10 protein-coding genes are annotated in these 12,763 nt (G+C 69.5%); 4 read left to right on the plus strand and 6 right to left on the minus strand.

Annotated elements, in window-relative coordinates; translation table 11 throughout:
- Positions 1-145: 145 nt before the first annotated feature.
- The 4 genes from OG978_RS47330 to OG978_RS47345 all read right to left on the minus strand — a co-directional run bounded on the left by OG978_RS47330 (position 146) and on the right by OG978_RS47345 (position 4,420).
- On the minus strand, positions 146-2,074 hold the full coding sequence (locus OG978_RS47330; protein ID WP_326763239.1) for an integrase: 1,929 nt from the start codon (positions 2,072-2,074) through the stop codon (positions 146-148).
- Between the two features lie 45 nt (positions 2,075-2,119).
- Positions 2,120-2,530, minus strand: coding sequence for a hypothetical protein (locus OG978_RS47335; protein WP_326763238.1), 411 nt, complete (start codon positions 2,528-2,530; stop codon positions 2,120-2,122).
- Positions 2,527-3,261, minus strand: coding sequence for a hypothetical protein (locus tag OG978_RS47340; protein WP_326763237.1), 735 nt, complete (start codon positions 3,259-3,261; stop codon positions 2,527-2,529). Before OG978_RS47340 ends, OG978_RS47335 begins: the two co-directional genes overlap by 4 nt.
- Before the next feature lie 169 nt (positions 3,262-3,430).
- Positions 3,431-4,420, minus strand: coding sequence for a hypothetical protein (locus OG978_RS47345; protein WP_326763236.1), 990 nt, complete (start codon positions 4,418-4,420; stop codon positions 3,431-3,433).
- A gap of 326 nt (positions 4,421-4,746) precedes the next feature.
- On the opposite strand from OG978_RS47345, the gene OG978_RS47350 reads away from it, so the two are divergent.
- Complete coding sequence (locus tag OG978_RS47350) at positions 4,747-7,167, plus strand: DEAD/DEAH box helicase (protein WP_326763235.1); 2,421 nt, start codon at positions 4,747-4,749, stop codon at positions 7,165-7,167.
- Positions 7,168-7,487: 320 nt separating this feature from the next.
- Here OG978_RS47350 and OG978_RS47355 read toward each other — a convergent pair whose 3' ends face one another.
- Together OG978_RS47355 and OG978_RS47360 are read right to left on the minus strand one after the other, a co-directional pair.
- Positions 7,488-8,264, minus strand: coding sequence for a hypothetical protein (locus OG978_RS47355; protein WP_326763234.1), 777 nt, complete (start codon positions 8,262-8,264; stop codon positions 7,488-7,490).
- Positions 8,265-8,270: 6 nt separating this feature from the next.
- On the minus strand, positions 8,271-8,597 hold the full coding sequence (locus OG978_RS47360; RefSeq protein WP_326763233.1) for a hypothetical protein: 327 nt from the start codon (positions 8,595-8,597) through the stop codon (positions 8,271-8,273).
- Positions 8,598-9,506: 909 nt separating this feature from the next.
- On the opposite strand from OG978_RS47360, the gene OG978_RS47365 reads away from it, so the two are divergent.
- The 3 genes from OG978_RS47365 to OG978_RS47375 are packed head-to-tail and all read left to right on the plus strand — an operon-like array spanning position 9,507 to position 12,465.
- Positions 9,507-9,926, plus strand: coding sequence for a hypothetical protein (locus OG978_RS47365; protein ID WP_326763232.1), 420 nt, complete (start codon positions 9,507-9,509; stop codon positions 9,924-9,926).
- A gap of 53 nt (positions 9,927-9,979) precedes the next feature.
- The gene (locus tag OG978_RS47370; protein WP_326763231.1) at positions 9,980-11,455 is read left to right on the plus strand and encodes a DEAD/DEAH box helicase family protein; all 1,476 of its coding nucleotides are present in this window, start codon (positions 9,980-9,982) and stop codon (positions 11,453-11,455) included.
- Between the two features lie 56 nt (positions 11,456-11,511).
- Positions 11,512-12,465, plus strand: coding sequence for a helicase associated domain-containing protein (locus OG978_RS47375; protein WP_326769877.1), 954 nt, complete (start codon positions 11,512-11,514; stop codon positions 12,463-12,465).
- Positions 12,466-12,763 lie beyond the last annotated feature (298 nt).

Here is a 12,763-nt window from a genome sequence, read left to right on the forward strand (position 1 = left end):
GGGCCGTCGACCGGCGGGATCGGGGGAGGGGCCGGCTGGTGCCGTACGCGGGCGCGCCAGCCGTGCAGAGTGGTCGGTGACCCAGGAGACAGGGCCGGCGCCGACGCGGGCGGCGGGACACTTTGAGCGTCACGTACGGGGGGTTTCACCGGTCATCTCCCTGTCGCCCGTTGCCCGGTGGGGGAGGGCCGGTGCTGCTGTCACCTTGGGTGGTGTCTGGGGTGGGCCTGCAGTTGTTGTCGCCCACGGGCCCGGGATCGGTGGGGCCGGGCGGGTGGAGGCCGGGCAGGGAGGCCAGGAAGTCGTCCAGGCTCAGGCCCGCGCCACGGACGGGCTCGGGCGTGTCGAACAGCTCTCCGGAGGGACGGTCGAGGGAGCGGAAGGGGCGGACGGAGTCCGGGTCCAGGGGCGGCAGGCCGTCGGCGTAGGGCTTGGTGGTGGGCGTCGGCCGCGCGGGGCGGGGCACCGCGGCAGCCGCGCGGGGACCCGGCCTGGCCGCGGTAGGCGAGGGCCCGGCGGCCGCGGTGCGCAGCAGCTGAGCGGTGGCCCGGGTGACGGCGGCCTCGTCACGGCGGCTGCCGCCGGCGGCGAGGTGGATACGCAGGGCCTGGTCCCAGGTTTCCTCGGTCCACCGGTCCTTGAGCAGTCGGCGGTGGATGAAGGGCACCTCGACCCACGGGTCGGTGCCCGGCTCGGCCCGGTGGTTGAACAGCCAGGCGACTTCCGGGTGGTCGGGGGAGTAGTGGACCTCCCAGCGCCCCTGCTGCGCTGCGATGCCGGAGGGCCCACGGAAGAGGTCCAGCTTTCCCCGGTCGAGGTTGTAGGTGCGGTTGTTGATCTGGAAGCCCTTGCGGCTGACCCGGACCCACACCGTCGGCAGCAGCTTGCGGTTCTCCTGCGCGGTCAGCGTGGTGGACCGGTAGCCGCGCAGGGACACCAGGGCTGCGTACATCTGGTTGGGAGTCAGGCACAGCCCAGGAGTGAACGGACTACGAAGTGCTGCGTGAGGGGTCTGCTGCCAGCGGAGAACCACCCACTGCTCGAACAGTTCCTGGAGCTGGGGGATTGTCCACAGAGGCTGCTTGCGGACGCGTTTGCCACGCAGGTCCAGACGGTGATGGGTGTAGGAGGCCAGGTACTGGCTGAAGCCGGTTTTCACCGCCAGCATGGCGCGCTCCACGATGGCCTTGTCGACGGCGGTGCGCAGCCGTGCCTCGCGTACTTCGATGCCCATGCAGTGGCAGGCGCGGGTGAAGTCCGCGGAGATGAACGGCGAGCCGTGGTCGATGACGAGTGTTTCGGGTTTGATGACGGGCCTGGCGGCGGCGCCGGCGAAGCGGGGGTCGGCCGCCAGGAGGTCCTCGAAGGGGAGGTCGGATCCTTCCATGAAGGTTTCCGGTGCCCAGCCCGGGCGCGCGGGTAGCGGGGCCGTGGTCTGGGCGACGACCTGCATGGTGTCGAACGAGCGGGTGGCCCGCCCGGCGGTCCACCGTCCCGTCCCGCCTGTGCGGCCGGTGCGCTTGGGCACGAGCAGAGAGCCCACGATGCTGCGGGTGGCCACGTCGATGGCGATGGTGAGCTCCACAGAGATGCCCCGTCCGTCGTCGCCGAGGACGAGGACGTCCAGTCCGGTGGTGTCGATCTGCACCAGTTCCCCGGGCCAGCGGGCCCAGGTCGCCCGCCGGGCGACCGGCCGCTCTGCGGATGTGGCAGGTCCGGCCGCGTGGCGGGCCGCCGCGTCGTGCGCGTTCTGCGCGGTGATCCCGAGGCGCTCCAGTAGCCGGTAGAACGTCGCCGGACTGATCACCAGGCCCCGGGCGGTCTTCGGATCGGCCAGCAGCTGCGCGTAGCGGGTCCGGACCGTCTGCTGCACCCGGTCGATCAGCCGGGACAGGGTTCCCGGAGACAGGCCCTTGTCGCGTTCGTCGTCCAGGATCTCCCACACGAGGTCGACCACCCGCGCATCGACGCGCCCGTGCGGGGCCGTACTGCGCAGGCTGCGTTTGTCGACCAGGCCCATCAGGCCTTCTTTGCGCCAGGCCGCGCACTTCCGTTCGACAGTGGCCGCGGACACCGGTGTTCCTGCCTGCGACAACTGGCCGGCCTTGGCCTGGTAGCGCTAACGCAGGGTGCGCCGCTGCGGGTCGAAGGCCGGTCGGGGCTCGGTGGTGGCGGGAACGTTCGGGGCCTGCTGGTGCAGTACTTCCTTGACATGCCGCTCCCACGCGAGGGCGGCCTTGCGTACATCCTTCGGCAGCGCACGGAACTCGCCGAGGCGGCCGGGCAGCGAACTGCGCGGCGCCGCCCGGTTCAGCACGGCGAAGTCGGAGGCCGAGGTCACGGCCGTCTGCAGGATGATCAGCGGCTCCACAGGCTCTGCCGACTCTGCGGCGTCGAGGAAGAGACGCGGTCCGTGGAAGGCGGTCACGACCCAGGCCACGCCGCGGAAGCGGATAGTGTCCCCCACAGCCAGGGTGTCAGCAGCGGCGAGCGCCCCCGCACCTGCGGTGTGCCGCGAAGCCGAGGTCACACGGCCTCCCCTGAGCGGGCCCATGCCGTCGACGACGGGGTGAGCGGGACACCCATGTCGGTATGCAGCCGCTGCGCCCAGATCAGGTGATAGGCAAGGTCCACCCCCGCGTACGGGGGCAGGGCGGCGGCTCGTAGCCCAGAGCGGATGGTTCGAGGCGAGGTGAACTGCTGTGCCAGCAACTGGTCCTGCCCTGCCGTGAGCCATCGTGGGCTGCGGGCGGCGTAGAGAAGCTGGAGGTTGTCCAGTTCCACCCCGGTGGGAGGTTCCATCACCCGGATCTGCCAGCCTGCTGCTGCCGCAGCCACCGCCAGCACCGCCTGCTCGGATTGCCACCGGTCGGTGAACTGCTCCGGCTGCACGCAGATCACCTCGCGCCAGCCCGCCCGTAAGGCGACGAACGCTGGCCGCAGGCGGTGGCGGCGCCCCTGCTGGCTCCAGCGCAGCTCCATCGGCCCCGCGCTGCGCAGCCCGACCGCCAAGTCGCGGTCCAGGACCATGCCGCAGCGCTGCTGCCGCAGCGAGCCGCAGGCCAGCAACTGGTCGGTGGCCGAGGCCCACGCGTTGGTGACGAACGACTGCCGTCCCGGGTAGGGCACGGGCCGCTCCAGCGGTGCCAGTTCCTCGAACGGCACCTCGCCGGCCTCTGACACCGGGCACTCGCGCTGTCGTCCGAACCGGTCGAGGTAGCAGACGGTGATGTCGCATGCGCTGACCGGGGCCCCTGGCATGTCCGCCGCCCCCTTGGCTGTTGTCGTGGGCCGCACCGTGCGTGCCCCTGCTCCAGCATCCACGTACGGATGGGGCATGCGCAGCCGCACCCGGCTCCACCCCACGATCGAGGGAACAGGGCAGATACGTGTGCGAAACCAGACGGGGCGTGCCGCTGTGGGCGGGAGCTCATACGACGGTGAACGAGTCACTCCAGTCCCAGGGCAGGCAGCAGAGGTTCTCCAGCGGCGCCCGGTGCTCGTCGTCGCGGTGGATCAGCGCTGTGACCGGCCTCCGGCCACGGCGGCGCCCGCCGCACTCGTCATCCCTGGTGGCCGGCGCGCACCGCTGATGCCGGGCGAGCCACTCCGCCACCGGGACCTGCCACCTGCCCGGCGGCAGTTCGAGCGCATCCGCCAGCTGGGACAGCTCGGCCACCAGACGGGACTCGGCCGCAGCCCAGGGCCCGCCGGGCAGAGCGGCGCGTTGCTGCTCGTAGCGCAGCAGCGCCCGGGCTACCTGCAGCACCTCCGGATACACCAACAGCCATGCCGTCTCGACGACTTCGGGCTGCAGTCCCGCCCGCCCGGCCCGCCCGGTCCACCGCCGGGTGAGAGGGGCGCGGCGCCACCACCACCCAGTAAGGGCGAAGGCGTCCGAGACCAGGAACCCTCCGGCCGGCCCGAACCGCCGCTCAAGCCGGCCCCGCCGACGGTGGGCGTCGACCGACTCCGGCAGCGGCGCCAGATCCACTCCCGCCCCATTCCTCTGACGCACGTGCGTGAACCGGCCGTGCCGCTCGCAGATCCGCCACCGCTCCGGCCAGACGAGCCACACCCCACCAAGGCCGGCGCCCCGTGCCGCCGTACACAGTCCGCAAGCCGGCACGAGATAGTGCGCCAGCGGCTGCCACGGCCACTCCCACCGCGCCTGCCCACCCGGCAGAAGATGTGCCTCGCGCAGATGCGGCAGGGCCCACCGAAGCCGCGCGGACGGCACCCCGAGCATCTCCGCGAGCCGGTCTGCCGCCGCACCGCTGAGGAACACCTCGGCCAGATATGGCTGAAGGGCCTCCTGGCCCGGCGGCCCGTCGCCGAGTTCGGCGAGCAGGAAGCCGACCTCCACCCCCTGTGCCCCGGCCACCCGCCACAAGAACGAACAGTTCGACTCGTTGGCCACGAAGCGGACCGGCCGCCGCGGCAGACTTCTGCTCCACACCGTATTCCCCAACCCCTTTGCCCAGGCGGCCCGGCAACCGTCCAATCACGATGCTTGCCGCCCGCCGTACATCGCGCCTCCCGCACCGGCTGTCCTGCCCAGGACGCCACGCCCGCAATGAACCGGATCTCCACCGCACTCCGCTCCCTACCACGGTGAGGACCCAGAGGGCCCGGGGCGTTCACCCCAACGGGTGAGACAGGCCGGGGTGAGTGCCCTGCGCCGCGGGCTCGTCCGCATCCTGCCCCTTAGAAACCCGTCACCTGCCCTTGCGCCGGAGCCGTCTTGTGCTGCACGACCAGCCCGCCAAACGCCTGCCCAGCGAACTGTGGACACGCCAGCGCGCCGCGGCCGACTGCGTCCTCAACGCCTTCGCTATGGGATACGAACGCCAGCAGGTGATCATGCCGTGCGGCACCGGAAAGACCCACCTCGCCGTCCACATCGCCCACGAGCTCACCTCCGACAGCCGCAGCCTGACCGTGATGCCGACCCTGGAACTGCTCAACCAGACCGCCCGCGTCTGGCACACCTCCGGCCGGCCGGGCCACTTCCTGGGCCTGTGCTCCGACACACAGACCAGTGAGCCCATCCTGAGCGGCGTGCTCACCATGACCAGCGACCCCGCCCGGCTGGCTGCCGTCGTACGCGGTGCAGACGGTCCCGTCAGTGCCTTCGCCACCTACGCCTCGCTGCCCAAGCTCGTCGAAGCTCACCAGCGCCATCTGCTGCCGCGCTGGGACATCGCGGTCGTGGACGAAGCCCACCGTACCGCCGGCGCCCGCGGCAAACCGTGGGCCGTCATCCACGACAACGACGCCATCCCCGCCCGCCACCGCCTCTACCTCACCGCCACGCCCCGCATCTGGGACGTCAACCGAGACATCGTCACCGAACCGATCGCCTCCATGGACGACGTCTCCCTCTACGGACCTGTCGCCTACCGCTACTCGCTGGCCGAGGCCATCCATGAGGGACGCCTGGCCGACTACCGCATCGCCGCCCCCGAGATCCACGACCCGCACCTGCGCACCCTCTTGACCGCCGGCAAGGGGGCCAGCCGCACGCCCCAGACCGATGCCATGCGGGTAGCGGCGGCCCAGCTGGCCCTGCTCAGAGCGCGCGAGGAACACAGCATCCGCCGCACGGTCGTCTTCAGCCGCAGCATCGCGCAAAGCGATGCCTTCGCCGAAACCCTGCCCGAGACCGCCGCAGCCATCCCCGGCGGCCACGCCCACGGCCTATGGGTCGCCAGCATCCATTCCCGTAACAGCCGTTCAGAGCGGCGAGAGCACCTGACCCGGTTTGCCCAGCCTCCGCAAGACCAGCACGCCAGCACTCTCGCGGAGCTGAGCGTGCTGTGCAACGTCCGCCTATGTGTCGAAGGTGTCGACTTCCCGCTGGCCGACTCCGTGCTCTTCGCCGACCCCAAACAGTCCACCATCGACATCGTCCAGGCGATCGGCCGCGCTCTGCGCATCGGCCCTGGTATGAACAAGATCTCCACACTGGTCATCCCGGTGCTCTTCGGCCCCGGGCAGCGCCCCGAGGCAGCAACGTTCGGGACCCCGTACCACCTCCTGCACCAGGTCATGATCGCGCTCAAGGCGTACGACGAGCACTACTTCCACCGCCTGCCGATCAACGGCGCCCGGCTGCTACCGCCCGCACCGGCCCTCGCCATTCACCCGGCACGCGCAACGGAGATCGCCCCGCACCTGATGCTGCGGATCATGGAGCCCGAACCCGATGTCTGGGAGAACGGGATGGCCTGCGCGCAGGCATTCTTCGACACCCACGGCCATCTGAACGTGCCCAGCAACCACATCACCGATGACGGGTTCCACCTCGGCTGCTGGCTGGGGTACCAGCGCGCTCTCAAGGCCGCCGGACACCTCTCCGCAGCCCGAGTCGCCGCCCTGGTCACCTGCACCATGCCCTGGGCCCACACCGAAGACAGCACCGAAAACCTCCTCCCCGTTGCCCAGGACTACGCCCGTGCCCACGGCCATCTGCTCCCGGAACCGGATGAGACCTATCAGGGTCGACCACTGGGCGCCTGGCTTGCCGAGCAGCGCCGCCTGGCCGCCGACAGCACCCTGCCCGCCCCCTACGCCCGCGCCCTGAAGGACATCGACCGCTGGTGGAACCCCGCCTGGCACGCGGCGTGGCAGCGCATGTACACGCGTGCCCGCGAGGCCGACACGGACCTGTCTCTCTACCCGGGCCCGCTCCCCGCCGACGCGGACGACCTCACTCGCTGGCTAGACGAGCAGATCGATGCCTTCCCTACTCTCGCCAAAGCACAGCAGACACTCCTGGCCGCTCTGCCGCTGCAGCGCGGCCCCCTCACCCTTGCCCTGTGCCGTCCCCTCGGCAGCCAGAGCGCCACGCACGCCCACGGACTGCGCGCCGCCCGGCGCTTCTTCCGCCGCTACCAGCATCTGCGCGTCCCCGTTGACTACACCGACACCCACGGCAGTTCCTGCTTCCCGCTGGGTCAGTGGATCACCGACTTGCGCGACTTGGCCGGCGCGGCCCGCCTCAGCCGTGAAGAGACCGAATCCGTTGAGGCGCTCGGCATGGAATGGCTTCCTGGACTCCGGTGCGACGATGCCCCAGCCGCCCTGCCCAGGCCCCGCATTCCGTCGGCGGGGCAACATCGGAACCGACGCACCCACGGCGGAGCCGCCGGACGAGCACACTGATCCCATACACCCGGCCCGGTCCTGTGGATCGCCGGCAGTGACCAGCCGGCCAGCTTCTCTTCCGGCGCGGTGTGTTCGAGCAGTCGCAGCACCCGCCCGTGTGCAGCGCCCTCGACGACCTCGAACGTCTCGGTCCACCGCGGATCGATCTCGGGTTCCTCGTAGGCGATCATCAGATGCTCACTGGCACGAGAGGGGAACCACGGTGTCCGGGTTAGCTCACCATGCCCGCTGACCAGCGCCTCGATCTTCCCGGGTGTCCCTCGCCCGCCGCTCGTGCTGGGGTGACCGATCCCTCGATCACCCCAGCCTCATCGAGGTCAGGCGGCGATGTCCAGTTCCTCGAATCCATTGACGAAGCGGCGGCCGACGAGCTCCACCAGAACGTCGGGTCTGTCGGCGATCGCTCCAGGATGCAGGCGTGCCATCAGGCTGGGGCTGCGCAGAAGGCCACGGACCCACTGATCGAAGACTGACTCGAAGCGGGTGTGCGGCCTACCGAGCACCTTCTGCTCGAGCACCCCGGCTCCCCAGCCCACAACCCTGACCCAGGCCTTGATCCAGGGATGCAGTTCGGCCTCCTGCACACCGATGCCGTGCAGGAACGCCAGGTACGTGCGCACATCCCGGGGCACGTTGCGGGCTTTGACGATGAGGTGGGCCGTGCTGCGGGGAAGGGCCAGGCCCGCACGGTCCACCATTTCGTCCAGCGTCGGTCGTGCCGCCGCGTTGTACGCATCGCGCATCGCCTGCCCCAGTTCGGCCCGGGTGCACGCGAGGCCAGGCTTCGGCAGAACCGTGGAGCGCCTCGCCTCGCGCCTCGCCTCGGCCGCGGCCTTCTCGGCCCCGGCGAGAAGCTTCAGGGCGTGGCCGAGATCGCCGTCAGTGACCTCGACGAGCTCGATGACCACGACCTGCTTGGGAGGACGCGAGCCGCCCTTCACGGCCCGCTTCAGTGCCGACTCCGACGAGGTGGGGGTGATGCCGGCCAGGTCACGGAAGGTCATCCCGGACTGGCTGCGCAGGTCCCGGAGGTACTTGGCCAGCATGCCCACCTCCGGAACCGTGTAGTCGATCGGGTTCTCAGGTCGCGCCATGCCGCCTCAGCTCCCCGACCCGTTGTTCAGGACCGCGGTGACGATCCGGCGCAGGAAGTTCCCGCTTCGCCGCCGGTCACTGACACCTGCGGCGAGGAGAACAGCGACACCGATGGAACCGGCACCGCCGAGAAGTAGAAGGACGTCGTAGACGGTGTTCACGGGCATGTGCGCGGCCAGGCAGAGGACAACTGCCGCGGTCACAAAGGCGACCAGCACGATCGCCTGGGCCATCCCGAAACGGGAAGGCGTGATCACTGCGGGCGCGGACTGCGTCCGGCCGGACAGTACGACGGACGACATGGCCGCCTCGTCGGTACGCGGGGGCTTCACCGGGTGGGCTCCTCATGAGCTCGCGTACGGCGGCGGCGTACCGCCGCCGTACTTGCTGATGTCGGCTCACTGGGCCTTCGGTCCGAAGGCGTTGGCGACACCCCACGCGGACTTCAGGCTCAGCCGGATCGAGCCCCACCGGGAGTTGGCGCTCCCGCCTGCGCAGGACTCGATTCCACGCCCTACTCTGACAGGCGCAACGCCACCCACGCGGGCCCCAACTACATTGGTCCACCGCGTATCCAAGCCCGAGTTGACTCCTGTCCGGCCACTGGCCAGCAGGAATCCGGGGCGAGTCGACGTTGGGTCAGCTCCCGTCTCAGTTCAAGGCGTGCAAGGAGTCACCCAGACCTTCATGCTCGGGGTTGTTCGCAGGATCCTTACAGGACCAGGACCCTGCGTTTCACCGCATGAGTTTTGTCGGCTCACTGGTGAAGAAGACTGGCTAGTCATGCTTGGCGGCAGACTGGCCACTAGATAAATCAGGACTGGTGTGCCCTTTTCCTCTGGCAGGGACGAGGGCAACCGTCCGAAGCAGGCCGGCCAGAGGCCGAGCTGCAGGCCTGATGGCTCAGGCAGCGGCTGGCTCTGGTCCGACCTGCTGGAGCACCGGGAAAGCGTCCATGGACGACACCCTCTGATCCGAGAAGGCGCCTCCTCCCTTACGGGACGGAGGCGCCTGTCGTGGACGAAGACGCGACGGCTGACACCCTCTTCTGCCCCTCGGCCACATGTACACCGCCCGCGAACCAGCGCAGCGCCGAGAGGCAGCGGACACCGCCGTCGCCCTTGTCGCCGGACTTGAGCGCTACCGGACGGACTCTCTACCAGTTACCTGCCCCCCTGCCAGACCGCGCCCAGCGCCAAGAAACGATGTGCCAGGATCACCGTGTAAGGAGGTGCGGCCTGGTGAGTTCGCTGCAGGTAGACGTGCTGGCATACGAGGCGCCGTGCGAGCGGTGCTCCTTCTCCCTGTGGTGGGTGTTCGGGCTGCTGCCGTCATACAGCCCGCGCGGCGAGGAGTTCACCACCACGGACTTCCCCGAGGCCGTCGCCATGGCACGCCGCATCCTGGCGGCACCGGACGGCGACACGGCAGACATCGCGGCGCAACTGCACGACCGCCCCGCCTGGCAGCGGGGCCGCAGCTTCAACCCCAACCGGTGCAGTGCCTGCGGGCATCACGCCGACTGGCACGTCCTCGACACGCTCCTCAACCGCGTCTACCACCAAAAGGGCTGGATCTATGCCGCGGCCGGCCGGGTCCCCGTCCCTGAATGGCGTGCGATCAGAGGCCGCGGACAAGGAATCCACTGGCCGTACTGCTGACCACCGCCGCTCCAGCCTCAACGTCTCCTCCCGTGTCCTTGAGGAACCACTTGATGACCACCGACCCCAACTACGACGGCCCGCCCATCTCGGTTCGCCCCGAACGTCGTGTGCTGCGCCCAGATCAGCAGCAGGCGGTGGACAGCGCAGCCCGGCATCTGAAGCGCCCGGGTTCGCGTGGGCATATTGTCTCGGCGTGTGGGACGGGGAAGACCCTGACCGCGCTGCGCACTGCGGAAGCTCTCGATGTCTGGTATCTCCTGGTGGCGGTGCCGGGCCTGGATTTGATTGGTCAGTGGGCGGCCGCGGCCCGCGCGGAGGGGCGCCGTGAGCCGTTGATGGCGGTCTCTTCCTCCGATGCCCGTAAGCATCCTGTGCTGGCGGGTGCGGGGGCGGTGAGTACGGGTTCGGGGGAGTACCTGGCGTACTGGCTTGCTCAGTGCAGGAAACGGCGTGAGCGGGCGACGGTGTTCGTCACGTTCGATTCCCTCTCCAGGATCGAGGAGTCCCAGCACAGCGTCTTCGCTGCCCCTGTCTTCGACCTCCTGGTCGTGGACGAGGCGCACCGCACGGCGGGGAGCTGGGACAAGCAGTGGACGATGATCCACGACCACCAGCGTGTCCTGGCCGACCGCCGCCTCTACATGACCGCAACCCCGTACGAGTGGGAGGCTCCGCGCCTGACCGAGGCCCCCGATACACGGCCCCAGCCGAAGCGGACCGCGGCCACCGTCCCGGCCTGGGAGGCTCCCTCTCTGATCGCGTCGATGGACGATCCGAAGGTCTTCGGCCCGCGCCTGCACACCTACTCCCACGCGGACGCGATCGAGGACGGCGTCCTGGCCGACTACCAGCTCCTCGTGCCCACGATCACCAGCACCGACCTGCGCACCGTCCTCACCAACTCCGGCGACGCCCACACCGGGTTCGCGCCGAGTGCCCGTCGCACGACGGCGCTGCACCTGGCCGTCCTCAGGGCCATGACGGAGCACCACCTCAAGCATGTGATCGTGTACTTCCAGCAGGTCGCGGACGCCGCCGACTTCGCCCGCCAGTTTCCCCATACGCTGCGTGCCCTCCCTGGGAATCAACGCCCCGTATGGGCCGACGACCTTCTCGTGCAGTCGATCAACGGCACCCACACCCCCGACCAGCGCCACGCCATCCTCACCGGCTTCGCCGATGCCGACCGCGGCGTGCTGACCAATGCCCAGGTCCTGGGCGAGGGAGTGGACCTGCCGGCCGTGGACGCGGTCGTGTTCGCGGACCGTACGGCGAGCGTGCGCCGCATCGTCCAGGCGGCCTCGGCCGCGCTCTGCGTAAGCCCCCGACCATCGAGCGCAAGACGGCGAGCCTGGTCATCCCCGCCTACACCCCACCCGACGCCGACCCCACCGACCTCCTCTCCACCCCCTACGAGGCACTGTGGCTGGTCACCGCTGCGCTCCGGCATCATGACCAGTCGATTGCCGCCCGGGCCCCGCGCAAGAACGCCAAGCGCCGCCTGGACGCCAACACCCACACCCTGATCACACGCCGGTTCCGGTTCGACTTCACGCTCGACCCCGGGCATATCGCCCGGGCCATGGACCTGTTGGCCTGGCCCGCTGCTGGTGCGGTTCTGTCCGCACCCCGCCGCGCGGGACTCGCGGCCGCCGTCCGCTATCACACCGAGCACGGTCACCTGCGTGTCCCGGCCGACTACGAGGATGCCTACGGCTACCGGCTCGGCCAGTTCATCACCGGGCAACGCACCGCCTATCACCAGGGTTCTCTCGCCGAGGACTGGATTGCCGAGCTCGAAGACCTGGGCATGGTCTGGGACGACAGCGAAGCCGCCTGGCAGGGGCATATGGCCACCGTTGAGGCCTTCCACACCGAACACGGCCACCTCGCCATCCCTTCCCAGGAACCGGGCGGTCAGTTCCTCGTCGATCAGCGGTCCCTGGCCCGCAAAGGCCGTCTCGCCCCCAGCCGCGAAGCCCAGCTCACCGCCCTCGACCCGCACTGGACGCTCCCGCACGGCCCCGACTGGCACCGCAAATACCACCTGATCAAGCGCCATATCGAAGCCGGCCACGACCCGGCCACGCTGCGCCGCGACACGGTGATCGACGGCGTGAAGGCCGGCAGCTGGCTGCACCGTCAGTTCACCACCTGGCACGATCTCAACTCCGGCCAGCGCGACCTTCTCACCAGCCTCGGCCTGACCGCCGATCAAGTCCCGCTGAAGAAAACGCCGAGAACAACTGTCACATCCGGTACCAGGAAACGCCGTTCCTTCGAGCAGACAGCGCTGCTGCTGCGCGCCTTCGTAGAGCGTCACGGCCGCCCGCCAGGGGCCAGAGAATGGATCGAGGCCGACGGCGAAAGCGTCATGATCGGCCCGTGGCTGTGCAAGACCCGCACCAAACAGAAAGCAGGTCAACTACCCGAAGATCAAGGCAAGTTGATGGACGAGATCCTCCGAGAGGACCGGTCCGGAACCGCCCGCGACGTCTCCGAAGAGGGGCCCGCAGACATCTCGAAGATTCCATAGTTTTTCTGCTTCCATAAGACGGACTGATCTCTTCCCGAAACCGACCACGAGTCAGCGGAAAAGAGATGCCCCATCAAGCAGCCGAGCACACCCAGGCCCTGACGCCCGCACATGCAGCCAGCCCAGGGCCGTGCGGAGCACGGCCCGTCGCCCTGATCGCGGAGCGAACAGGGCCAGAGTCCAGCGGAGTTGGACTCAAGGGCCACGGAGTGGCCCGGATCCCCGGGACGAAGTCCCGGACCACACGGAGTGCGTGGTCGTCTTCCGTCGCGTAGCGACGGCGCGTCGTGTTCGCGGA

Source organism: Streptomyces sp. NBC_01591, assembly GCF_035918155.1.
Taxonomy (GTDB): Bacteria; Actinomycetota; Actinomycetes; order Streptomycetales; family Streptomycetaceae; genus Streptomyces.

Bases quoted from the DNA above. Each gene is read 5' to 3' on its own strand.
- OG978_RS47340 (WP_326763237.1), bottom strand. From the start codon at position 3,261: ATGCCAGGGGCCCCGGTCAGCGCATGCGACATCACCGTCTGCTACCTC.
- OG978_RS47355 (WP_326763234.1), bottom strand. From the start codon at position 8,264: ATGGCGCGACCTGAGAACCCGATCGACTACACGGTTCCGGAGGTGGGC.
- OG978_RS47370 (WP_326763231.1), top strand. From the start codon at position 9,980: ATGACCACCGACCCCAACTACGACGGCCCGCCCATCTCGGTTCGCCCC.
- OG978_RS47375 (WP_326769877.1), top strand. From the start codon at position 11,512: ATGGACCTGTTGGCCTGGCCCGCTGCTGGTGCGGTTCTGTCCGCACCC.